This window comes from Photobacterium sp. 2_MG-2023, from assembly GCF_030547675.1.
Lineage (GTDB): Bacteria > Pseudomonadota > Gammaproteobacteria > Enterobacterales > Vibrionaceae > Photobacterium > Photobacterium arenosum.
In genome coordinates this window covers 141,959-164,103 of the sequence record NZ_JAUOQQ010000001.1, presented here as the reverse complement: position 1 = coordinate 164,103, position 22,145 = coordinate 141,959, and the positions used below count along the sequence as shown (strand labels likewise).

Sequence of the window (22,145 nt, the reverse complement as noted above, 5' to 3'; positions counted from 1 at the left end):
TAAGTAAGCATGTAAGAGTAATTATCTACTCTTAATGTGATGAAATAGCCCCAGATTTGGGGCTATTTTTTGTTTTGTACTTTTTTGCTGTAACCTGCTTATAAACATAAACCCGGCACCATGGCACCGGGTTCAAAGGCAGTAGTATTTGCAAGTTACGAACTGCAGTAATGTTTCTTAGAAGTAAACGTAGTAACCAACAACGATTTTATTATCGCCATCGACAATTTTGGTGTCGTAACCATTACCAGTGTTAGCATCTTCATAGGCAATTGTTGCACCGTCATTGTAAGCGTATTCCAGGAACGCTTTAGACCAGCTGTTTACTTTATATGTTGTACCAACATAGATTTGAGTAAAATCTTCTTCCATGCCGTTGCTTACATCGTAATTTACAAATTCATAACCAGCGTAAGCATTTGCTTGGCTATTGAAACTATATACACCTGACAGCTGATAACCATCCATGTCGATTGAATCGCTGTTGCTCTTATCTTCGATAGAACCGTTCAGATAAGTGAAGGCAATACCAGCGGCCCCCATAGTGTATTCTGCAGTAACCTCAGCATGTGTGTTTTTCACATCACGGCTACCAGCATCAGCAAAAGCAGCAGCGGACACCACACCACCACCAGCATGCAGGTTGAGATTACCAAAAGAAGTACCAACAAAGAACTCTGTTGCTTCTGGGTTTGCACGATCTTCAGACATGTTGTACGCAGAGTTAATCCAGAAAGATTCACCTTCGTAAACATACTTGATCATTGAGTCCAGCTTACCGCCAGTAACTGCTTCTGAGATGAAACCAATTGGCGCACCACCATAGTAGTTAGAATAATCAGCACCCCAAACGTCATCTGCAGGCGTGGTCTGGAAACCAAAGCTGACTTTACCGTAATTAGTTTCAACACCACCAAAGTGCAGACGGCTCTGAATATCTCCAGTCATACCCACTTCGTATTGGCCAAAAACACTGACCTGATCATTTACCGCAAATTTTGCTTTTACACCTGTACGGGAGCTTCCTGCATCCAGTTTAGTGTCTTTGTCTTCTTCTTGTTTGAAAACTGTACGAATCTGGCCATACAACTCTACGTATTTGCCTTCTTCGTTGATCAACTCATAAGCATTCGCTGTGTTGGCAATCAATAAGGTAGGGATTGCTACTGCTAAAAGTGTCTTTTTCATTTTACATTCCTGTAACGATTTTATGTTATTTGGCCCCATCCAAGGACGACAAAAACTTAACAGGCACTGAACAGCGGCGCAACAGAACATTTCAACATCAACGCAACATAATAGTATAAAAAACCACCAATTTGCTAAACGTGATCACGATCCTCTGTGAATAAATAACCAGTTAAATGAAATAAAAAACCAAAAAAGAAGGATTGCATTGAATGCAGGGTATCATTTCATTCACAAAGCTGAACCTAAGCTTAATTATTTTTGGTTATAAGGCTTATAAAATTAGAATTAAAAAGATATAAATATTTTTTTGAACTTTCTAGATTAGTGGTCTTTTAAGCACAATAAAAAAGTGTCATTTTTCACCCTTTATATTGTTAATACTGTGTTTACAAACATGAGTAGAGCAAAAATTCGCCACCACAATGGGAGACTGGTTTTATACATCGGGTATGCATTTTTTAAGCAAAGGTATGCATTTGATATTAACGTAAAATAACGTTAACAACGAATATGTCAGCTAGAGATCACAGTTCAATGCGGGTTATTAGGATGGTTTCACTGTTGCGGATAGATTAACAGGTGTTTTACTCTAGTCTCAGGGAGACAATAGAAGACACACCTATTAATCAGGTTTAACATTTATTTTTGCCAGCGCTGCCTGGCTTGCTGGTCCGTTTCTCTGGCATCGACCCAGCTGGTTTCACCTTCCCTGACCTCTTTCTTCCAGAAAGGTGCCTCGGTCTTCAGGTAATCCATGATGAATTCACAGGCTTGAAAAGCCGCTCCCCGGTGTGCGCTGGATACCCCGACAAACACTATCTGGTCGCCTGCAGTTAACTGACCAACCCGATGGATGACAGTTGCAGCCAAAACCGGCCAGCGTGACTTCGCTTGTTCAACAATAGACAGCAACGACTTTTCCGTCATGCCAGGATAATGTTCAAGAGTCAGAGTCGACACTGATTCGCCCAGGTTCATATCCCTGACTTTGCCGACGAAAGTCACCACAGCGCCAGCCTGGTTTCCTTCGGCTAAGGCTTGATATTCCTGCGCTAAACTGAAGTCCTCAGCCTGCACGCAAATCTTATCTGTCATCTTTCACCCCCCGGTAACCGGTGGAAAAAAGGCCACTTCATCGCCGTCGTTCAGTTGGATATCCAACGGGCAGATAGTTTGATTGACGGCCACTAACAATTTATCGTTATCCAGTGCCAGCGCCCATTTCTCACCGCGCGATGATAAAAATGCACGTAAGTCTTCAGCTGTTGGATACTCAAACGGTACTTGCAAGTTATCTTCACCGATCAATTCGCGCACTTGGGCAAAAAACAGCACAGTAATCATAAGCCCTCTCCCTGTATATCCGTTGTTACCTGAAAATCGCCGGATTTTCCGCCGCGTTTTTCCAGCAACCTGACAGGGCCGATAACCATGTCTTTCTGTACCGCTTTACACATATCATAGATGGTCAACGCCGCCACCGATGCCGCCGTCAGGGCTTCCATCTCAACGCCGGTTTTCCCTGCCAGCTTACAGGCAGAGACAATACGTACCCTGTTCTGTTCAGGCTGAGCCTCTAACTGAACTTCAACTTTCGATAACAGCAGTGGATGGCAAAGGGGGATCAGATCCCAGGTTTTCTTTGCCGCCTGAATACCTGCAATTCTGGCGGTAGCAAACACATCACCTTTGTGATGCTGGCCGGAGACAATCAATTGCAGTGTTTTATCCGACATGGTGACGAAAGCTTCAGCTTTCGCTTCACGAACGGTTTCCGCTTTTTCCGATACGTCCACCATATTCGCTTCGCCGGACGCATTAATATGAGTCAGTTCTGTCATTCGTTTCTCTTTAATATTGAATCTGGGAAAACTGCGTCAGCCGCCGATAGAAGCCAGATGCGGCGTCATACCCGTAATGCCATCCTGCAGGTAATGACTGACTGATTTTTCTGTCAGTCCCCCCCGGATTCTGGCGATCAGAGCATCATGCTGATTATCGCTGGCCAGTAAATCACGCAGCTCAACACCATGATCACCAAAAAGACAAAGATGCAGCTTACCCCGCGCCGATACTCTCAAACGGTTACAGGTGGTACAAAAGCCTTTTTCATAAGGCATGATCAGGCCAATCTCGCCCAGATAATCTGGATGATAGAAAACCTGTGCCGGACCGTCATTCAACCCGCGGGGTTTAAGTAGCCAACCATTGGCTATCAACGTATTACGAATACTGACACCGGACACATGGCGCTGTTTGAACAGCTCATCCATCTCTCCTGTCTGCATCAGTTCAATGAAGCGAAGCTGAATCCGGCGATCTTTTATCCATGCCAGAAACTGCGGTAGCTGCTCGGCATTCATGCCTTTGAGCAGCACAGTATTCACTTTGATCTGCTCGTAGCCGGCTTCAAAGGCTGCATCGACACCCCGCATTACCTGGTGAAACAGATTTTCACCCGTAATGAGATGGAACTGGCGGGGATCCAGGCTATCGACACTGACATTAATATTTGTCAGCCCGGCCTGGCGCCATTGATGAACTTGCTTCTCCATCCGGTATCCATTGGTGGTGGTTGCCACTTTTTCGATACCAGGCTGTGAAGCAACAGTATGGATGATGTCGGTAAAATCCCGCCGCAAGCTCGGTTCACCGCCGGTGATCCTTACTTTGGTGGTGCCGCAGTCAGCAAAGGCCGACGTGACACGGCGAATCTCGTCCAGGGTAAGGAAAGAGGGCTTTTTCCCATGCTCAGGATGATAGCCATCAGGCAGACAGTAAGTACACCTGAAGTTACAGACATCAGTGATTGACAGGCGCAAATAATAGAATTTGCGCTGGTAGTTATCTTCAAATTGTTTCGCCACGGAACACCTTTCCAAATACGGGAGGCCAGCTCATTTCTGAACTCACCCTGAGTGAAACCAGCACAGGCCGGTCACTGGCGACACCCTCTTATCATGGACGATTCCGTTATGCCTTCATGACTTAGAAGAGAGTCGCTCGGAGTTTTGATGGCAGTTATGCGTCAGAATATTTTACAAAGAATTTTCACACTCTTCACAGAAAACACACAACAGCGTTGTAATTTCACATTACCAGAGTTTAGCTCTGATTGACAAATAATTGAGAATTACCTTTGTAAGTCTACCCCTAGCCCACAGAAGCGACAATACTACTAAGGAGTAGTCTCTTTTATCTGAGCGGATGTAGGCAGGGAGGGGTTATGTCGGACATTGTAGAATCTGCAACCGTTGAAGACATTGCTTTGTATCTACAACGGGAAGAAGGGATTGATGCCCATCTTGCCCGCAGTCAGGCCAAGCAGGTCATAGACAGCTTTACCGATATGAGAAGCAAAGGGTTAATCAAGGGCTGGTATTTTGACGAGCAAAATCATTTAGAACTGTTACCCAGTGATGCTGCAATGAAAATCATCGCTAATCATAAGTAGGATCGCCGCAAACAGTTATGCTACCTGTACATGCAATTTGCAGAGGGATATTTGCAATTTGCAAAGCGATTTGCATTTCAAAACGATGGCAAATTTATGACAGGGCTATACTGCATATGAAAATCCGGCATCCAATTTGCAGTAGGTATGTTAAGCAACGTCGATGAGACCAAAGACCAACTAAAATGAAAAAATTGGAGCCGACAATGAGTGACATGATCCCACTGATATTTCAACAGCGTCACATCCTGCCAGGCGGTCGGATCCCAGTGCGTATCCCGCCGGGCAGCCAGATGGAGACATTCAAAGTTGCCCTGGCATCTGACAATGGCTTCGGCATCTGCATGTTCGATGAGGACGAACATGGTCAGCATTTTTGTTACATAGGTACGCGAGTGACTGTCGAAGATTTTGACATTTCAAGTCAGGATGGCGCTTTGATCGCGACCTTATACGGACACAGTAATTTCCGGATAAAATCGTTAAATCAAGCTGACAATGGCGTGTTTTATGCTGATCCTGAAGACATTCCCCAGTGGCCTGATATGACACTGCGCGATGATCAGCAACCACTGGCTGAAAAACTTCAGGTAATGTTTAACAATCACCCTGAGTTGGACAAGCTGCATCAGACGAAATACCTGAATAATCTCAGTTGGTTATGCCAGCGCTGGCTTGAATTACTGCCACTGCCGGCATTTCAGAAACAGGCCTTACTGACAGCGCCAAATTGCCTGAATACATACGACTATCTTCAGAGCATCATGCAGCAAAACCACTGATCATTGTTCGCCAGCCCGCACTGAAATCAGTGCGGGCTGCACATTTTATTCCACTGCAGCGGAATGCCACTTTCCCACTCGCCCGCCCTTGGGTACACTTTCCATTCAGCACACTATTCAATAACGAGCATTCCTTAACCTATGAGCAGCCATGTATCTCCAACCTCTGCCAGAATTGTCGCTATCGGCGGTGGTCACGGCCTGGGGCGAATTCTGTCTTCCCTTTCCTGCTTTGGTTCTCATGTCACAGGCATAGTGGCGACCACTGACAATGGCGGCTCTACCGGGCGCATCAGAGCATCCATGGGCGGCATTGCCTGGGGAGATACCAGAAACTGTATCAATCAGTTAATCACTGAACCGTCTATTGGCTCAATGTTATTTGAATACAGATTCAGAGGTAATGGCGATCTGAACGGACATAATCTTGGCAATCTCATTCTGACTGCTTTAGACAACTTATGTATTCGTCCACTTGAAGCCATTAACCTGATCCGGGAAATCCTGCACGTGGAGACTCAGATCCTCCCGATGTCAGAACATCCGACGGATTTGGCAGCCTGGTTACCCGACGGCAATATCATTAGCGGTGAAACCAGTATTGATGAGCTGCAACAGATCCCGAAGCGCCTGTTTATCGAGCCTTCCGTGCCCGCGACTAAAGAAGCGTTAATAGCAATAAAAGAAGCGGATCTTGTCTTGCTTGGACCGGGCAGTTTTCTGACCAGTATCATGCCGCCACTGCTGTTAAATGACCTCGCCTATGAACTGAAAATCTGTAATGCACCCGTTTATTTCATAGCCAATCTCGATAAAGAAAAAGGGCCGGCAGGCAGTATGTCACTGGAAACTATGTTGTACTGGTGCGAAAGGGCGATGGGGGGAAGAAAAATTGACGGTGTTTTATCGGACAAACACAGGCCAGAGCTGAACGAAAGCTATGACCAGGTGGTTGGGGAGTTTGCCTCCCGCAACCATGAATGGCGCCATGACCGGCAGAAGCTAAAAAATGCGGTTGAAAGCCTCCTGATCCGACGCTAAATGCCGGTACTGTTGCGCCATGTCGCCCACTAACTGTTGCAGCTCAGGTAAGTGATCGTTGACCCAGGACTCTTGTCCCTGCTTAACTCTCGATTCGCACTCCTGAGCCATTTGGGCTAATTCATCAGCTCCAAAACTGGCGGCGCTGCTTTTTATCGCATGACTAATCTCCCGGATTTGCATCACGCTGGGCTGCTCAGTTAATTGCTGTAAATATTGCTCTAACTCGCCGCTGAAAACTTCAAGCAAGAGTGCAACAGTTTCCTGGCCAACTTCAACAGCCAAGCGTTTTAATGTTGCTTCATTAATAATGGCAGTCATTTATTCTTTCTCCCTTTGACTACTCTCGGCCTCTTGCCAAGCCTGTAATTTTCTATAGATAGTAGATGGGCTGACTTCCAGTAAACCGGCAGCTCTGGGGATATTCCCGTCACAGGCTGCGATTGCTGACTGTATTGTTCGCTTCTCTACCTTCCACAATGGTTCAATCTGACTGGGACTCGCAACGGACAAACTATCCAAACTGTGGATAACCGTTCCAGGTTCCGGTAAAGATGATGTGGACACAGCACTAACTGATGCAATTTCAACGCCAGAAACTTGCTTGAGGGATGGAGGGAGCATCTGAACGAGTACTTCTTCGCCATCATTGAGCACAACAATGTTGCGGATAACGTTTTGCAACTCACGCACATTCCCGGGCCAGGTGTGCTGACGGAAGCGTTCAATTACATCTGGTGAAAAACGGCTAAAGCGCTTCCCTTCTTCCACCGAGATATGCCCCAGCAAAGCATGAGCAATTTCAATAACATCGTCGCTGCGATCACGAAGCGGCGGCAAACTGATAGGAATAACATGCAGGCGGTAATACAGGTCTTCACGAAACCGCCCTTGTTTAACTTCTTCCCAGGGATTGCGGTTGGTGGCGCAAACAAAACGAACATCAACCGAGCTGGTTACGGAAGAACCCACCTTCTGAAACGTGCCGGTCTGAATAAACCGTAGCAATTTGCTTTGCAATTCCAAATCCATTTCGCAAAGCTCGTCCAAAAACAAGGTGCCTTTGTTTGCCAGCTCAACAGCGCCTTGTCTTTCTGTCAGCGCACCGGTAAACGCGCCTTTTACATGGCCGAACAATTCACTTTCAATCAGTTCTTTGGGTATAGCCGCACAGTTCAGTGCAACAAACGGGCAATTGGCGCGCGGACTCGCGGCATGAACGGCTTCAGCACACACTTCTTTGCCTGTGCCACTCTCACCGGTTATAAATACCGTCGCTTTACTCGATGCTGCGGATTCTATAACGCGATACACCGCCTGCATTGGCAGACTGGTCCCGATAAACCCTTGATATTGTGCGCCCTGAGTGACTGACATTGCTTTATTGTCGTTTTTGTCATTTTTCAGGGCATTGTTCACCGTGATGCGCAGCCGATCCGCTTCGCAGGGTTTGATCAGGAAATCTTTAGCGCCATAACGCATCGCTTCCACGGCCACATCAATGGAGCCATGGGCCGTCATGATCACCACGGGCAACTTAGGGTGATGCTTACGTACCTGCTCAAGCACCGTCATGCCTGTCATATCAGGTAATCGTAAATCTAACAGTACCAGCTCAGGCACCGAGTCTTTCATTGCTGCCAGAGCTTCCGCACCGGTACCGACTATTTTGACGTCTAACCCTAACGGATTAAGGTAGGATTTATACAAGGCCGCAACTGATGCAGTATCTTCTACCATCAGTACTTGTCGTGCTTTCAGCTTGTTATCCATTTATCCTCCGACGCAGTTTCCCTGATCTAATTGTAATCACTGGAAAAAATTACTGCCTGCTGACTTTTGTATTATCGGCCATTTACCATTTCGCATTGCAAATCGGTTTGCAAAATGCAAAAAACTATCTCTAGTATAACTTTTTTGTGCAGACATGGTGACCAGAAATCCCAAATAATCACTTTCCGAGGCACTTTAAAAAGTTGGCACGCTTGCTGCATTAATATAACCGACTCTGATAGAGTCAACCTAGCCAACTGACGTTGTTTGTGGAATATTTCACTTAAACAATGATGCCAACCGAACGATTTACGGTTGGCTTTTTTTTTGGCTGCGTTTCAGCGGAAGGGCCGCAGGAAGCCACCCTCAGACTGGGAGGCCCTTTCAGCTGTTAGCGATGAACTGCTCGCGAAGCGAGTGAATTTGATCACGTAGCTGTGCCGCTTTCTCAAATTCCAGTTCCTGTGCCATATCATACATTTGCGCTTCCAGTTTCTGGATCTCAGTTTCCAGTTCCTGCGGAGACATCAGGTTATAGCTACCCCGGCGTTCCGCCACTTTATGTAACTGCTCCGCTTTACTGGCTCGGCGTGTACGTCCTTTACCCAGTTCCATGATATCCGCAACTTGCTTATTCAGAGCCTTAGGTTCGATACCTCTTTCCCTGTTATACGCATCCTGCTTTTCCCGGCGCCGTTCGGTTTCAGACATTGCACGCTGCATTGACCCCGTGATGCGGTCGGCATAAAGAATGGCTTTACCCGACAGGTTGCGTGCAGCCCGTCCAATAGTCTGAATCAGTGAACGCTCAGAGCGCAGAAAACCTTCTTTATCGGCATCCAGAATGGCCACCAAAGACACTTCCGGCATATCCAGACCTTCTCGCAGCAGGTTAATCCCGACCAGCACATCAAATTCACCCAAGCGTAAATCACGAATGATCTCGACCCTTTCGACAGTATCTATGTCTGAATGCAGGTATCTGACCCTGACGCCATGCTCATCCAGGTATTCAGTAAGATCCTCGGCCATACGTTTGGTCAGGGTGGTCACCAGCACCCGCTCATTGATCGCTGCACGGAGCCGGATTTCCGACAACAAATCGTCTACCTGCGTAGAAACCGGTCTGACTTCAATGATTGGGTCCAACAATCCTGTCGGACGGACAACCTGCTCCGCAATATCATTACCGGATTTATTTTTTTCATAATCGCCGGGCGTGGCAGAGACATAAATCGTCTGAGGCGCCAAAGACTCGAACTCTTCAAACTTCAAAGGCCGGTTATCAAGGGCGGAAGGAAGGCGGAAACCGTACTCAACAAGATTTTCCTTACGGGAACGGTCTCCTCTGTACATAGCGCCGATCTGGGAGACAGTCACGTGCGACTCATCAATAATCAGTAAGCCGTCAGGCGGCAGGTAATCAAAAAGCGTTGGCGGCGGCTCGCCTTCGGCACGGCCGCTGAGATAGCGTGAATAGTTTTCGATACCAGAGCAAAAGCCAAGCTCATGCATCATCTCCAGATCAAACTGCGTGCGCTGAGCAATTCGCTGCTCTTCCACCAGCTTATTATTGTCAATAAGCTGCTGACGACGAATAGCCAGATCGACTTTGATTTTTTCAACCGCCTCAAGGATACGTTCGCGAGGCGTAACATAGTGGGTCTTAGGATAGATAGTCGCCCGCGGCATATCTTTTTGAATGATCGCGCCGGTCAGCGGGTCAAACCGGCTGATGCAATCCACTTCATCATCAAACAGCTCAATACGAATCGCGTCATGATCGGATTCAGCAGGAAAGATATCGATCACCTCGCCTCTTACCCTAAAGTTGCCACGCTCAAAGGCAAGATCATTGCGTGTATACTGCAGTTCCGCCAACCGTCGCAGAATATCTCGCTGATCCAGCATGTCGCCACGCCGCACATGCAACATCATTTTCAGATAAGAGTCTGGATCGCCCAAACCATAGATAGCCGATACAGAAGCAATAATCACCACATCCCGGCGCTCCATTAACGCTTTCGTAGCGGATAAACGCATCTGTTCGATATGTGCATTCACAGAAGAATCTTTTTCTATGAAAGTGTCCGTAGAAGGAACATATGCCTCTGGCTGGTAATAATCGTAGTAAGAGACAAAATACTCAACCGCATTATCAGGAAAGAACTCTTTCATTTCCCCGTAAAGCTGCGCCGCCAAAGTCTTATTAGGTGCAAGTATCAGAGTCGGCCTGTCGGCGCTGGCAATGACATTTGCCATAGTAAATGTTTTCCCTGAGCCAGTGACACCCAGCAGGGTTTGGTGTGCCAGACCGGAATCCAGACCTTCCAATAACTGTTGTATGGCTGTCGGCTGATCCCCGGCCGGGGCAAATGCAGAAGCCAGATTGAAGGATTTACTCATGACACCATCCGAAAAGTTCAGGTAATAGGATCTGATTCCATTGTGAGGCCACCAATATACTTGTCAACCAAGAAAGGTGAAATCAGCTATTGACCCAGACAAAATGTCGACGTAACATCATGCGCCTCAGTGACCTCCCTGCTGACTGATCACTGTCAAAAAAGTGATAGTTGATGTCAAATTTCCAGCTAAATTATACGCACTGCGAATAGATCACCATCCACAGCTTATCCTCAAACAGCATTTTTTCATTCACAGTCTCCTGATTATGAAATCTGATGTAGAGCTAAAAATCTAATTTGATTTTTTCAGCTTTATCGTTTTCTTTCTTGCTCCTCTGAAACAGCAGCTTATCTGCTCACTATGATATCGATTACAAATAGATTACTCATAAAGGAAGAGCTCCGGTTTGCCGTTTACCCGACCACAATCAACACAGTTATCCACAGTTTCCGTGGATAAGTAGCCCAACCCCTTGTCTCTTCTGGTTTAGCAAAGATCAAGTCATTTTTTCCTGTTCTGACGCGAGACTATTTGGGAGCGATTTACGCCTCAATTCGGCTAAAAGAACAACAAACTTGAAAAACCCTTTGGCTGAGGAGTTGTTATAGCCGTCACAAAGGCAGATAATGTACCGCTCACTGGCAAGCATAAAAAAGTTGGTATGACGGAATACCTGTTACTTCTGATCGGCACCGTACTGGTCAACAACTTCGTTTTGGTCAAATTTCTGGGACTCTGCCCGTTTATGGGGGTGTCTAAAAAACTGGAAACCGCCATTGGTATGGGGCTCGCCACGACGTTTGTTCTCACACTCGCCTCTGTGAGTGCGTATTTGGTCGAAGCTTACATTTTGCAGCCTTTAGGCATTCAGTACCTGCGCACACTCAGCTTTATTCTTGTGATTGCGGTCGTCGTTCAGTTCACAGAAATGGTGGTACACAAAACCAGTCCGACACTGTATCGGTTACTGGGCATTTTTCTGCCCTTAATCACGACCAACTGTGCCGTGCTGGGTGTTGCTCTGCTCAATATCAATGAACGTCATAATTTCATTGAATCCGTGGTGTACGGATTTGGCGCCGCTGTCGGTTTTTCTCTGGTGCTCGTGCTCTTTGCTGCCATGCGTGAACGTATCGCGGCTGCCGATGTCCCCTCACCATTTAAAGGCGCATCCATTGCTATGATAACGGCGGGGCTGATGTCGCTCGCCTTTATGGGCTTCACCGGACTGGTTAAACTGTAATTATGAGCGGAATCTTAATTGCCATTATAGCTATCGCTGTCCTTGCTGCGATTTTTGGCCTGATCCTGGGCTTTGCCGCTGTTCGCTTCAAAGTTGAATCGGATCCAGTTGTTGAACAAATCGATGCCATCCTGCCACAGACCCAATGTGGTCAGTGCGGCTATCCGGGCTGTCGTCCTTATGCCGAGGCGATAGCCAATGGCGATGAAATCAACAAGTGCCCTCCGGGTGGACAGGCGACCATAGAAAAGCTGGCCGATTTAATGGGTGTTGAAGTCAAAGATTCAGCCCATGACGCAGAAAAAAGCATTAAAAAGGTGGCCTTTATTCATGAGGACATGTGTATCGGCTGTACCAAGTGTATCCAGGCCTGTCCGGTTGATGCTATCGCAGGTGCAACAAAAGCCCTGCATACCGTTATCAAAGATGAATGTACTGGCTGTGATCTCTGCGTTGCCCCCTGCCCGACGGATTGCATTGAGATGATCCCGGTTGAATCTACGCCTGAAAGCTGGCGCTGGAATCTGGATCAAATACCCGTGGTCAATCTTCCTGCCACTGAGCACCACGGTAATAAGGTAGAATAACCGTCATGCTGTCTATTATTGAACAACTCAAATTAGGAAAGCTTTGGGATTTTCCGGGTGGTATCCATCCGCCAGAACAAAAAAAACTCTCAAACCAAAGCCCGGTTTCAGCAGCCTTTTTACCGGATGAGCTGGTCATTCCGCTTAAGCAACACCTGGGCGCAGTCGGTAGTCTGTCTGTTGCTGTGGGTGATAAGGTGCTGAAAGGCCAGGCGCTGACGCATACCGATGTCGCTCTGAGCGTACCGGTACATGCACCAACATCGGGTGTCATTGCTGCCATTGAGGCAAGAACCATAGCCCACCCTTCCGGCTTATCTGATCGCTGCATCATCCTCAAACCCGATGGAAAAGACAGTTGGGGCACTAAAAACACCATTACCAACTACCTTGAAAGCGAACCGGCTGATCTGATTGAGCATATCCGCAGCTGTGGTATTTCCGGTATGGGCGGCGCTGGCTTTCCTACCGCGCGCAAGCTGCAAAGCGCGTCAGGTAAAACGGATCTGTTGATCATTAACGCCGCGGAATGTGAGCCTTATATTACAGCCGATGACCGTCTCATGCAGGATTATGCCGATGAGATTGTGGAAGGTATCCGCATCATCAGTTATATCCTCAAACCCAAAATGACCGTCATCGGGATTGAAGATAATAAGCCGGAAGCGATTGCAGCACTGACTCAGTCGGTAAAAGAGCAAGACAATATACTAATCCGAGTGATCCCGACCAAATACCCGTCGGGTGGTGAAAAACAGCTGATCAAAATTCTGACCGGAAGAGAAGTCCCAACTCAGGGGATCCCGGCGGATATTGGCATTATGATGCAAAATATCGGCACGGCGCACGCGATAAAGAAAGCCGTCATTGACGGCGAACCGCTTATTCAGCGTGTGGTGACGATAACGGGCCAGACCGTCAGTACTCCCTGTAATACCTGGGCTTTACTTGGCACTCCTGTGCAGGCATTGCTCAATCGCTATGGCTATAAAATCGACAAAAAACAGCCTCGCGTAATTATGGGCGGCCCTATGATGGGCTTTACCTTACCGCATACTGAAGTCCCCATCACCAAAACGGCTAACTGCATACTTGCGCCAAGTCGCAAAGAGCTCAGTGCGCCGAGCGATGAAATGTCCTGTATCCGTTGTACTGCCTGTGCAGAAGCTTGCCCGGTTTCCCTGTTACCCCAGCAATTACAGTGGTATGCCAAAGACGGCGATTATGACAAATGTGAAGAATATAATCTGTTCGACTGCATAGAATGCGGGGCTTGCGCCTATGTTTGCCCCAGCGAAATTCCTCTTGTTCACTATTACCGCCAGGCCAAAGCGGAAATCCGCCACAGGAAACAGGATGCATTAAGTGCCGAGCGTGCCAAGCAGCGCTTCGAGGCCAAAAACGCCCGGATGGAACGGGAAAAAGAAGAACGTGAGCAACGCTTCCAGAAAGCGGCTGAGCAACGCCGTAAAGACATGGCAGCCAAAGGAGGCGATGATGCCGTGGCCGCTGCGATTGCTCGGGTAAAAGCGAAAAAAGAAGCGGATGCCGGTACTGAGGTGAAACCTGCCGTGGCCGCCGCGATTGCCAAAGCCAAAGCCAAGCAGGCTGAAGCGCAGGCAAAAGCACAATCAGCTGCACCGGGTGACACAGCCTTGCCAGACAACAGTGAAATGGCAAAACTGCGCGAAGAGCGTAAACGGCAGGCCCGGGAACAGAAAGCGGCCAAAGCCGCGGCTGAAGCTGATGCGCCGGTAGCCGCGCCTGAAGCAGAAGCAGCCAGGCCGTCAGAGGGCGACCCGAAAAAAGCGGCGGTCGCGGCCGCCATTGCCCGCGCCAAAGCCCGTAAAGCGGCCCAGGCAGCAGAATCGCAGCCTGATAAACCGGCTGATGCAGTAGCAGACGAGCAGGCAATAACTGACGTTCAGGCCGACCCGAAAAAAGCCGCGGTTGCAGCAGCCATTGCCCGCGCTAAAGCCCGTAAAGCGGCCCAGGCAGCTGAATCGCAGGCTGATAAACCGGCTGATGCAGTAGCAGACGAGCAGGCAATAACTGACGTTCAGGCCGACTCGAAAAAAGCCGCGGTTGCAGCAGCCATTGCCCGCGCCAAAGCCCGTAAAGCGGCGCAAGCGGCTGAATCTCAGGCTGAACCACAAACTGATAAACCGGCTGATGCAGTAGCAGACGAGCAGGCAATAACTGACGTTCAGGCCGACCCGAAAAAAGCCGCGGTTGCAGCAGCCATTGCCCGCGCCAAAGCCCGTAAAGCGGCCCAGGCAGCAGAATCGCAGGCTGATAAACCGGCTGATGCAGTAGCAGACGGGCAGGCAACAACTGACACTCAGGCCGACCCGAAAAAAGCCGCGGTTGCAGCAGCCATTGCCCGCGCCAAAGCCCGTAAAGCGGCGCAAGCGGCTGAGAAAGAAGCCGCTGAGAAGAGTGCGGATAACAACAACAAACCCAACGAGGAAAACAAGTAGTGGCTTTTAATATTGCCAGTTCTCCCCATGCACACAGCCGTCGCAGCACCAATGACATCATGCGAAATGTCATTCTCTGCTGCGGCCTTGGATTTGCCGCTCAGTGGTATTTTTTCGGATGGGGTGTTGTCTTTCAGGTTTTATTCGCAGGATCGCTGGCTGTACTGGCTGAATGCCTTGTCCTGACAATACGTAAACGCCCTCTTCGTCAGGTTCGGGACAACAGCGCGTTATTGACCGGGATTCTGCTGGGTCTGTCCATACCGCCTCTGGCACCGTGGTGGATAGCCGTTATTGGTATTTTCTTTGCCATCATAGTTGCCAAACACCTGTACGGTGGACTGGGGCAGAACCTGTTTAATCCGGCCATGGTCGCTTATGTGGTGCTGTTGATCTCCTTCCCGGTTCCTATGACATCCTGGCTGCCGCCGGCTTCAATCAGTGATCATCCGGTGACTCTGATGGAAAGCCTGCATGTGATCTTTACCGGATTTACTGCAGATGGCTTCAGTGTCCACCAGCTGCGTAACGGTATTGACGGCGTGACTATGGCCACGCCGCTGGATACCCTTAAAACATCAATGAAAGCGGGCTTTACCGCATCAGAAGCAATGGAAAGCCCGGTCTTTGGTGCGCTGGCGGGAATCGGTTGGACCTGGGTCAATCTGGGTTTCTTTCTCGGCGGTTTAGTACTGCTGAAGCTACGGATTATTCAATGGCAGATTCCGGTCGCCATGCTTTCGGCTCTTTTCGTGATCAGCTTTCTCGGGTACATAATCAGTCCGGATGGTGCGGCGTCTCCCTTGATTCACCTGTTTTCAGGGGCGACTATGTTAGGGGCCTTTTTCATAGCCACGGATCCCGTTTCCGCATCCACCACCCTGCGCGGACGCCTTATTTTCGGTGCCATGATTGGTATTCTGACCTACCTGATCCGCACTTTTGGTGGTTTCCCGGATGGCATTGCCTTTAGCGTACTCTTGGCCAATATGTGTGTTCCGCTGATCGATTACTACACCCGTCCGCGGACTTACGGTCATTCCTAGGAGCGCCCATGATACTGAAAAACATGAAAAAAAACGGTGGTATTCTGGCTATTTCAGCTTTGCTTGCCACTGCCCTGGTCGCCCTGACGCATCAGGTCACCGCGTCGCGTATCCAAGAGCAGGAACAAAAGCAACTGCTGCAGGTGCTCAACCAGGTAATCCCGAAAGAGAATCATGACAACGAGCTCTACAAGAGCTGTATTCTGATCAGCGATCCGGCGTACCTTGGCACCAGCGAGCCGATGCCAGCCTATCTGGCGACCAAAGACGGTCAACCGAATGGTGTTGCCATTGAAGCCATCGCGCCGGATGGTTATAGCGGTGCCATTAAGGTGATTGTCGGGCTGGATATGACAGGTACAGTCACCGGGGTACGCGTACTGGCGCACCAGGAAACACCGGGACTGGGCGATAAAATTGACACTCGGATCACTGACTGGATTTACAGCTTTACCGGACGCAAACTTAACGGTGAGAAAGACGCTGCCTGGGCAGTACGTAAAGACGGCGGTGACTTCGATCAGTTTACCGGTGCCACTATTACCCCGCGCGCCGTGGTGAATGCCGTTAAGCGAGTGTCGCTGTATTTTAACCAGCATCAGGATACGCTGTTTACTCAACCGGCTAACTGCGAAGGAGCCTGAGCAAAATGAGTTCAACGCCAAATAACGAACTGATGGCTAACGGGCTGTGGCACAACAACCCGGCTATCGTGCAGCTACTGGGATTATGCCCGCTGCTGGCAGTCTCAGCCACGGTCACCAACGCCCTTGGACTGGGCATTGCCACTACTCTGGTGTTAGTGGGTTCTAACCTGATTGTGTCTCTCATTCGGGAGTGGGTACCAAACGAAGTCCGCATTCCGATCTTTGTGATGATCATTGCGGCGCTGGTCACCTGTGTCCAGTTGCTGATGAACGCTTACACATACGGTCTGTTTTTGTCCCTGGGGATCTTTATCCCTCTGATAGTGACCAACTGCATCATCATTGGTCGCGCCGAATCATTTGCCTCAAAAAATGCACCTATGCCAGCCGTGATTGACGGGCTCTGGATGGGGCTGGGCATGACATCTGTACTGGTGGTGTTGGGTGCAGGACGTGAGATTCTGGGCAACGGCACCTTGTTTGACGGGGCCGACCGGCTGCTGGGTGACTGGGCGTCGGTGCTGCGGATAGAAGTCTTCAGCACAGAGAACAATTTCCTGCTGGCGATGCTGCCACCGGGCGCCTTTATTGGTGTCGGCTTCCTGATTGCCCTAAAAAACATTATTGACAAAAAGCAGGCAGAGAGAACACAGACCGCAGAGAAAAAACCCGAGATCGAGCGGGTTCGTATTACCTCTGCGAACTGATTTTTACGAGCCTTTCATTATGATGAAAGCTCAGCAACATTGATCTCGGTAATTGGCATTCCCTACAATTTCTATCTGTGCCAGTAACCTGCCCTGCCGAACTTAGGAAGCGAGCATGAACAATCAGAAACGCGTTCAAATCCTTGAGCGATTGCGGGCTAATAACCCGCACCCGGAAACGGAACTTCACTGGAGCAACCCGTTTGAATTGCTGATAGCCGTATTGCTGTCAGCGCAGGCAACCGATGTCAGCGTCAACAAAGCCACCGCCAGGCTGTATCCTGTTGCCAACACACCGGAAGACATGCTGGCGCTGGGGGTCGAGGGTGTAAAAGAGCACATCAAGACCATAGGTCTGTTTAATTCTAAAGCTGAAAATGTCATCAAAACCTGCCGAATTCTGGTTGAGAAGCATGGCGGTGAAATCCCTGAAAACCGTGAAGCGCTGGAAGCCTTGCCGGGCGTCGGCCGTAAAACCGCCAATGTCGTGCTCAATACCGCTTTTGGCTGGCCGACTATCGCTGTTGATACCCATATCTTCCGTGTGTCCAACCGCACCAAATTCGCCATGGGCAAGAATGTCGACGAAGTCGAACAAAAGCTGCTGAAAGTGGTGCCGAAAGAATTCAAAGTCGATGTCCATCACTGGCTGATCCTGCATGGACGTTACACTTGTGTGGCACGCAAGCCCCGCTGCGGTAGCTGCATTATTGAAGATCTCTGTGAATTCAAAGACAAAGTCTATCCCGCTGAATAAGCTCTACTCTGAGGAGAAAAAAATGGCAAACGGACGCATTCTGCACACCATGTTACGCGTGGGTGATCTTGACCGTTCTATCGCTTTCTACACAGACATCATGGGCATGAAGCTGTTAAGAAAGTCGGATAACGAAGCCTACCAGTACACCCTGGCTTTTGTCGGTTATTCGGATGAATCCGAAGGGGCAGTCATCGAACTCACTTACAACTGGGGCACCACTGAGTACGACATGGGCAACGCTTATGGCCACATCGCCATTGGTGTCGATGATATCTATACCACCTGTGAAGCCATTAAAGCTTCAGGGGGGAACGTTACCCGCGAACCGGGCCCGGTTAAAGGCGGCACAACGCACATTGCCTTTGTTCGCGATCCTGACGGCTATCAGATTGAACTGATTCAGCGCAGCTGATAAACCGGATAACACGAAACGCAAAGAGGGCAGAATAGTTTCTGCCCTCTTGTTACGCACGATCACAGTTACGCACGATAACACCGATGAGTGGCTATTCCACTTTGCCAAAATATTCCGTCACTTCCGCCCGGTAATTTTCTTCCTGATTACCAGTATCTATGACATCCACTGAGTAATACGGCATTTTCGATTCTTTCAGTTTGTCGACCACATTATCAGTCAGATTGTCTGCGCTGATAGAGCTGAACACCTCATAAGTGGTTGACCGATTCAGCCCCATCTCCTCTGCCTGCTCCTTAGTGATGAGCTGAGCCTGAGTCGCTGCCGCCACCTCTTCTTTCATTGTTTCTAAGCCGCTATTCACTATGTCTTTGTCATCCGCAAAGACGGAAGAAGCGGCGATCATTATCACCATAGCCAAGAGTTGCCGTTTCATTTTTTCACCACGCTTTTTCTATTGTTATGTCGGATCAACGATCCTTGCTTCTATCAATCTAGCGTGTTTTGGCTATCTCTCTTCTTCAATAATGAGAACTGGTATAAGTAGATGACTCGCCACTATTGATAATGAGAAACGATCTCATTATTATTTACTAAATACAGGAGGAAACCACATGTCATTTACTTTCCCAGCATTACCCTATCCCTATGATGCGCTCGAACCCTATATTGATGCCAAAACCATGGAAGTGCACCACAGCCGTCATCATAAAACCTACTTTGAAAAATTCATCAGCGCCATTGAAAACACCAATCTCGAACAACTCACCCTTAAAGACATTTTTTCACGGGTTTCCGAATTCAGTCCTGCGGTCAGAAATCACGGCGGGGGCTACTACAATCACAACCTCTACTGGCAGTGCATGTCACCCAATGGTGGCGGGCAGCCTGTCGGCCTGCTGGCAGAAGCGATTCGATGCCACTTCGGCAGCTTTGATGAGTTTAAAACCGCCTTTTCAGACGCCGCTGCAGCTCACTTCGGCTCAGGTTTTATCTGGTTGTCTGTCACTGGCGGGCGACTGGAGATTTCCTCAACCTCTAATCAGGACAATCCCCTGATGGATGTGGTGGAAAACCGCGGTACTCCAATCCTGGCACTCGATGTGTGGGAACATGCTTATTACCTGACGTACCAGAATAAGCGTCCCGACTACATCAGTGCCTGGTGGCAGGTGGTTGACTGGGATCAGGTAGAACAACATTATCTGGATGCACTTCATCAATAAGAAGGAAATGTACTCATGAATGTGTCACGGTGGGAAATGCACACCTTGCTGGCAGCAGAAGCAGAGAAAGACCATAAACCCATGATGTCAGTGATCCATTATCAGCTTGCTCTGTCTGAATCGCAGCAATTGGAACCTGTCGATGGGAGTCTGGATGAGCTGGAAGAATTGCTGGCCATTAAAGTGACTGCCTGTCACAACTTGGCCAGTTTTTGGCGAAAGCAGGGAGACGGCGACTACGAGCTGAAATATCTGCAACTGGCATCCGAGCAGATTATGGCGCTGATTCCACAATGCCCGAACCGTGACTGTGAAGCCTTCATCAGCTCTTTGGGTTGCTGTAAGTCAGCGCTGATCGATTTTCTCAAACGCCACCCTAACCCCAAAGTGGCAAAACAGGTGGCGCATATCACCACCAGCAACCAGTGTGAGCTTATTGCCAGGTTCCGCTTGCAATGAGCGCTCTATTCCCTCATTCGCGATCACGTGAATGAGGGAATACCGAATCACATCAGGCTGGATGTCCGGCCCATGGAAATCACAACACGCCTGTTTTTATTGCGCCCCAGCGGAGTACTGTTATCCGCAATTGGACGTCGCTCACCAAACCCCTGAACTTCTATCCGATCTTTAGGCAGACCCAAAGAGACAAAATACTGCTCCAGCTTTTCTGCACGGCGCTCTGATAAAGACTGGTTGGTATTTTTTCCGCCAGAGGAATCACTGTAAGTCGCGACCAGGATCAGATCGATGTCCTGACTGTACTTAATAAAATCCGCAATTTGCGCCAGACGCTTCTGTGAGGCTTTGTTCAGCTCATCGCTGTTTTTATCGTAATGCAGCACAGTAAAAGAGATATCCTCAAAATTATAAGGCAGCAGATTGGCCAGACAGGTACTGAAAGTCTTATAACCCGCACTGAATGCCACGGCAGACAGGCCGACTTCAATCCTTTCATTTCTGTGCTGCCAGTCCTGATAACTGAAGGTAGGTATTTTCCCCTCTTCGAGTTCCGACAACATGTTCCATGCCATCTGCCCGCCCACATAACCGTCAAACTGCTTAAAGAATTTCAGTCGCGTCAACGGTTCAGCCGCATCACCGGGCCGCCATCGCGGAGGCATAGACACCAGGCTGACATTACTGGTCTGTCCCAGCGGGCGACGCATTGTCAGTTCAAAATCAAGGTTCATTTTTTTACTGGCACGGGATGTAAACTGCGCCTGACCAAAATTCGGGATGGCATGCTGCAACTGGCATTCCAGCGGCGTATCAACCACCATCTCCCAGGTAGATTCCCCGGGCGTCGCAACATAATATTTTCCTGCCCAAGCTGGCGAACAGGCACCCATCAGTGCTAAAGACCAAGCCCCCAGCTTCAATGGCAACGTCATTTTTATCATCCCGGTATAACCTACTTGCAAGTACTGGGTATTGTATCGGATTTTGTCGCAAAATCTTTAGCCGCCGTTTATCTTTCTGACAACCTCCCAGTATCAGTGCCCTGCCGTCATACCTTAGCGGCAAGGGTTTAGCTTCTGAACCAGATCTGACATAATGCTGGCCTCATTTTTATCAGCAACATTATCATGAGCCAAGAAAACACATTAAATACCCTGAAAAGTCGCTTTCGTGGTTTCTTTCCTGTCGTTGTAGATGTAGAGACGGCCGGTTTCAATGCCAACACTGATGCCCTGCTTGAAATTTGTGCTGTCACCCTGACCATGGACGAAGAAGGATGGCTCAAACCTGCCAGCACACTGCATTTTCACATTACGCCTTTTGAGGGTGCGGTTATCCATCAGGAAGCATTGGATTTTAACGGTATCAAAGATCCGTTCAGCCCGTTACGTGGCGCGGTGACGGAAGAAGAAGCCCTGAAAGAAATCTATAAAGTCATACGGAAAGAACAAAAAGAAGAAGGCTGCTCCCGCGCCATCATGGTAGCGCATAATGCGAACTTTGATCACAGCTTCGTCATGGCCGCCTCTGAAAGGGCCAAGCTAAAGCGCATTCCCTTTCATCCTTTTGCCACATTTGATACCGCGGCACTGAGTGGCCTGGCGTTCGGTCAGACGGTGCTGGCTAAAGCCTGTGAAACAGCGAATATTCCATTTTGTAACAAAGAAGCGCATTCAGCTCTCTATGACACCGAACGAACCGCAGAATTATTTTGTGAGATCGTTAACAAATGGAAAAAATTAGGTGGATGGCCAGTCGCGGCACTTCAAACAGAAGAAGAAGCCTAAGGTCAGACCTGAAACAGAAACACTCATCAGACCTCCTACCAAAGCCCAGCCTTGCTGGGCCTTCTCACAAAAATGAAACAAACGTCCAAAATTAATCAAACATGAGTTTAAAACACAGATAAATAATACACCGTA

24 protein-coding genes and 1 riboswitch are annotated in these 22,145 nt (G+C 48.7%); of the genes, 14 read left to right on the top strand and 10 right to left on the bottom strand.

The genetic code is table 11. The annotated features are described in order from the left end of the window. Nucleotides 1-177: 177 nt before the first annotated feature. The 5 genes from Q4491_RS00740 to moaA form a co-directional block, all read right to left on the bottom strand. Nucleotides 178-1,188 carry a porin gene (locus tag Q4491_RS00740; protein WP_237794081.1) on the bottom strand — a complete coding sequence of 337 codons (1,011 nt, stop codon included), beginning with the start codon at nt 1,186-1,188 and terminating at the stop codon, nt 178-180. Between the two features lie 642 nt (nt 1,189-1,830). Further along, nucleotides 1,831-2,286 carry a molybdopterin synthase catalytic subunit MoaE gene (gene moaE / locus Q4491_RS00735; protein ID WP_192015154.1) on the bottom strand — a complete coding sequence of 152 codons (456 nt, stop codon included), beginning with the start codon at nt 2,284-2,286 and terminating at the stop codon, nt 1,831-1,833. A gap of 3 nt (nt 2,287-2,289) precedes the next feature. Further along, entirely contained in the window at nt 2,290-2,535 is a 246-nt protein-coding gene (gene moaD, locus Q4491_RS00730; protein WP_303453378.1) for a molybdopterin synthase sulfur carrier subunit, read from the bottom strand. After that, complete coding sequence (gene moaC / locus Q4491_RS00725; RefSeq protein WP_192015152.1) at nt 2,532-3,032, bottom strand: cyclic pyranopterin monophosphate synthase MoaC; 501 nt, start codon at nt 3,030-3,032, stop codon at nt 2,532-2,534. Before moaC ends, moaD begins: the two co-directional genes overlap by 4 nt. A gap of 36 nt (nt 3,033-3,068) precedes the next feature. Further along, nucleotides 3,069-4,058: a GTP 3',8-cyclase MoaA gene (moaA, locus tag Q4491_RS00720; RefSeq protein WP_192015151.1), complete on the bottom strand. Its 990-nt coding sequence runs from the start codon at nt 4,056-4,058 to the stop codon at nt 3,069-3,071. Then, nucleotides 4,047-4,213: riboswitch (molybdenum cofactor riboswitch) on the bottom strand. It overlaps the preceding gene by 12 nt. Nucleotides 4,214-4,417: 204 nt before the next feature. Here moaA and Q4491_RS00715 point away from each other — a divergent pair. The 3 genes from Q4491_RS00715 (at nt 4,418) to yvcK (ending at nt 6,468) form a co-directional block, all read left to right on the top strand. Continuing rightward, on the top strand, nt 4,418-4,645 hold the full coding sequence (locus Q4491_RS00715; protein ID WP_027252790.1) for a hypothetical protein: 228 nt from the start codon (nt 4,418-4,420) through the stop codon (nt 4,643-4,645). 206 nt (nt 4,646-4,851) lie between these two features. Further along, nucleotides 4,852-5,427, top strand: coding sequence for an LON peptidase substrate-binding domain-containing protein (locus tag Q4491_RS00710; protein ID WP_027252791.1), 576 nt, complete (start codon nt 4,852-4,854; stop codon nt 5,425-5,427). 141 nt (nt 5,428-5,568) lie between these two features. Further along, nucleotides 5,569-6,468, top strand: a complete 900-nt coding sequence (gene yvcK, locus Q4491_RS00705) for a uridine diphosphate-N-acetylglucosamine-binding protein YvcK (protein WP_218382904.1) — start codon at nt 5,569-5,571, stop codon at nt 6,466-6,468. Here the strand turns inward: yvcK and Q4491_RS00700 are convergent. From Q4491_RS00700 to uvrB, 3 genes are all read right to left on the bottom strand, one after another. Beyond that, nucleotides 6,430-6,789, bottom strand: coding sequence for an Hpt domain-containing protein (locus Q4491_RS00700; protein WP_192015149.1), 360 nt, complete (start codon nt 6,787-6,789; stop codon nt 6,430-6,432). The two genes, yvcK and Q4491_RS00700, sit on opposite strands and share 39 nt — an antisense overlap. Continuing rightward, nucleotides 6,790-8,241 (bottom strand): quorum-sensing sigma-54 dependent transcriptional regulator LuxO, encoded by a 1,452-nt coding sequence (luxO, locus tag Q4491_RS00695; protein WP_225445094.1) that lies wholly within the window; start codon nt 8,239-8,241, stop codon nt 6,790-6,792. Between the two features lie 384 nt (nt 8,242-8,625). After that, entirely contained in the window at nt 8,626-10,647 is a 2,022-nt protein-coding gene (uvrB, locus tag Q4491_RS00690) for an excinuclease ABC subunit UvrB (RefSeq protein WP_192015148.1), read from the bottom strand. A gap of 664 nt (nt 10,648-11,311) precedes the next feature. Here uvrB and rsxA point away from each other — a divergent pair. The 8 genes from rsxA (at nt 11,312) to gloA (ending at nt 18,532) form a co-directional block, all read left to right on the top strand. Continuing rightward, nucleotides 11,312-11,893: an electron transport complex subunit RsxA gene (gene rsxA / locus Q4491_RS00685; protein ID WP_120511351.1), complete on the top strand. Its 582-nt coding sequence runs from the start codon at nt 11,312-11,314 to the stop codon at nt 11,891-11,893. 2 nt (nt 11,894-11,895) lie between these two features. Then, nucleotides 11,896-12,480: an electron transport complex subunit RsxB gene (gene rsxB / locus Q4491_RS00680; RefSeq protein WP_027252797.1), complete on the top strand. Its 585-nt coding sequence runs from the start codon at nt 11,896-11,898 to the stop codon at nt 12,478-12,480. Between the two features lie 5 nt (nt 12,481-12,485). After that, on the top strand, nt 12,486-14,960 hold the full coding sequence (gene rsxC / locus Q4491_RS00675) for an electron transport complex subunit RsxC (protein WP_303453342.1): 2,475 nt from the start codon (nt 12,486-12,488) through the stop codon (nt 14,958-14,960). Continuing rightward, entirely contained in the window at nt 14,960-16,006 is a 1,047-nt protein-coding gene (rsxD, locus tag Q4491_RS00670; RefSeq protein ID WP_192015146.1) for an electron transport complex subunit RsxD, read from the top strand. The genes rsxC and rsxD overlap by 1 nt, the downstream gene beginning before the upstream one ends. An 11-nt stretch (nt 16,007-16,017) precedes the next feature. After that, nucleotides 16,018-16,650, top strand: coding sequence for an electron transport complex subunit RsxG (gene rsxG / locus Q4491_RS00665; protein ID WP_192015362.1), 633 nt, complete (start codon nt 16,018-16,020; stop codon nt 16,648-16,650). A 5-nt stretch (nt 16,651-16,655) separates the two neighbouring features. Further along, the gene (locus Q4491_RS00660) at nt 16,656-17,360 is read left to right on the top strand and encodes an electron transport complex subunit E (RefSeq protein WP_161455574.1); all 705 of its coding nucleotides are present in this window, start codon (nt 16,656-16,658) and stop codon (nt 17,358-17,360) included. Nucleotides 17,361-17,475: 115 nt separating this feature from the next. Beyond that, nucleotides 17,476-18,117, top strand: coding sequence for an endonuclease III (gene nth / locus Q4491_RS00655; protein ID WP_027252801.1), 642 nt, complete (start codon nt 17,476-17,478; stop codon nt 18,115-18,117). Between the two features lie 22 nt (nt 18,118-18,139). Continuing rightward, nucleotides 18,140-18,532, top strand: a complete 393-nt coding sequence (gene gloA, locus Q4491_RS00650; RefSeq protein WP_192015144.1) for a lactoylglutathione lyase — start codon at nt 18,140-18,142, stop codon at nt 18,530-18,532. Nucleotides 18,533-18,626: 94 nt separating this feature from the next. Here gloA and Q4491_RS00645 read toward each other — a convergent pair whose 3' ends face one another. After that, on the bottom strand, nt 18,627-18,971 hold the full coding sequence (locus Q4491_RS00645; RefSeq protein WP_192015143.1) for a hypothetical protein: 345 nt from the start codon (nt 18,969-18,971) through the stop codon (nt 18,627-18,629). A gap of 178 nt (nt 18,972-19,149) precedes the next feature. Here Q4491_RS00645 and Q4491_RS00640 point away from each other — a divergent pair, with 178 nt between their 5' ends. Together Q4491_RS00640 and Q4491_RS00635 are read left to right on the top strand one after the other, a co-directional pair. After that, the gene (locus Q4491_RS00640; protein ID WP_218382902.1) at nt 19,150-19,761 is read left to right on the top strand and encodes a superoxide dismutase; all 612 of its coding nucleotides are present in this window, start codon (nt 19,150-19,152) and stop codon (nt 19,759-19,761) included. Nucleotides 19,762-19,776: 15 nt separating this feature from the next. Continuing rightward, nucleotides 19,777-20,220: a DUF2753 family protein gene (locus Q4491_RS00635; protein ID WP_303453330.1), complete on the top strand. Its 444-nt coding sequence runs from the start codon at nt 19,777-19,779 to the stop codon at nt 20,218-20,220. A gap of 47 nt (nt 20,221-20,267) precedes the next feature. On the opposite strand, the gene Q4491_RS00630 is transcribed toward Q4491_RS00635, so the two are convergent. Then, entirely contained in the window at nt 20,268-21,113 is an 846-nt protein-coding gene (locus tag Q4491_RS00630) for an OmpA family protein (protein WP_303454252.1), read from the bottom strand. 237 nt (nt 21,114-21,350) lie between these two features. Between Q4491_RS00630 and rnt the strand changes: the two genes are divergently transcribed. Beyond that, nucleotides 21,351-22,010, top strand: a complete 660-nt coding sequence (gene rnt, locus Q4491_RS00625) for a ribonuclease T (protein WP_192015140.1) — start codon at nt 21,351-21,353, stop codon at nt 22,008-22,010. The last annotated feature ends 135 nt before the right edge of the window (nt 22,011-22,145 follow it).

Bases quoted from the DNA above. Each gene is read 5' to 3' on its own strand.
- rsxA (WP_120511351.1), top strand. From the start codon at position 11,312: ATGACGGAATACCTGTTACTTCTGATCGGCACCGTACTGGTCAACAAC.
- Q4491_RS00700 (WP_192015149.1), bottom strand. From the start codon at position 6,789: ATGACTGCCATTATTAATGAAGCAACATTAAAACGCTTGGCTGTTGAA.
- yvcK (WP_218382904.1), top strand. From the start codon at position 5,569: ATGAGCAGCCATGTATCTCCAACCTCTGCCAGAATTGTCGCTATCGGC.
- Q4491_RS00660 (WP_161455574.1), top strand. From the start codon at position 16,656: ATGAGTTCAACGCCAAATAACGAACTGATGGCTAACGGGCTGTGGCAC.
- rsxB (WP_027252797.1), top strand. From the start codon at position 11,896: ATGAGCGGAATCTTAATTGCCATTATAGCTATCGCTGTCCTTGCTGCG.
- Q4491_RS00715 (WP_027252790.1), top strand. From the start codon at position 4,418: ATGTCGGACATTGTAGAATCTGCAACCGTTGAAGACATTGCTTTGTAT.
- Q4491_RS00635 (WP_303453330.1), top strand. From the start codon at position 19,777: ATGAATGTGTCACGGTGGGAAATGCACACCTTGCTGGCAGCAGAAGCA.
- rsxC (WP_303453342.1), top strand. From the start codon at position 12,486: ATGCTGTCTATTATTGAACAACTCAAATTAGGAAAGCTTTGGGATTTT.
- uvrB (WP_192015148.1), bottom strand. From the start codon at position 10,647: ATGAGTAAATCCTTCAATCTGGCTTCTGCATTTGCCCCGGCCGGGGAT.
- gloA (WP_192015144.1), top strand. From the start codon at position 18,140: ATGGCAAACGGACGCATTCTGCACACCATGTTACGCGTGGGTGATCTT.
- Q4491_RS00645 (WP_192015143.1), bottom strand. From the start codon at position 18,971: ATGAAACGGCAACTCTTGGCTATGGTGATAATGATCGCCGCTTCTTCC.
- Q4491_RS00740 (WP_237794081.1), bottom strand. From the start codon at position 1,188: ATGAAAAAGACACTTTTAGCAGTAGCAATCCCTACCTTATTGATTGCC.
- moaC (WP_192015152.1), bottom strand. From the start codon at position 3,032: ATGACAGAACTGACTCATATTAATGCGTCCGGCGAAGCGAATATGGTG.
- nth (WP_027252801.1), top strand. From the start codon at position 17,476: ATGAACAATCAGAAACGCGTTCAAATCCTTGAGCGATTGCGGGCTAAT.
- moaD (WP_303453378.1), bottom strand. From the start codon at position 2,535: ATGATTACTGTGCTGTTTTTTGCCCAAGTGCGCGAATTGATCGGTGAA.
- Q4491_RS00710 (WP_027252791.1), top strand. From the start codon at position 4,852: ATGAGTGACATGATCCCACTGATATTTCAACAGCGTCACATCCTGCCA.
- moaE (WP_192015154.1), bottom strand. From the start codon at position 2,286: ATGACAGATAAGATTTGCGTGCAGGCTGAGGACTTCAGTTTAGCGCAG.
- rnt (WP_192015140.1), top strand. From the start codon at position 21,351: ATGAGCCAAGAAAACACATTAAATACCCTGAAAAGTCGCTTTCGTGGT.
- Q4491_RS00630 (WP_303454252.1), bottom strand. From the start codon at position 21,113: ATGGGTGCCTGTTCGCCAGCTTGGGCAGGAAAATATTATGTTGCGACG.
- Q4491_RS00640 (WP_218382902.1), top strand. From the start codon at position 19,150: ATGTCATTTACTTTCCCAGCATTACCCTATCCCTATGATGCGCTCGAA.
- luxO (WP_225445094.1), bottom strand. From the start codon at position 8,241: ATGGATAACAAGCTGAAAGCACGACAAGTACTGATGGTAGAAGATACT.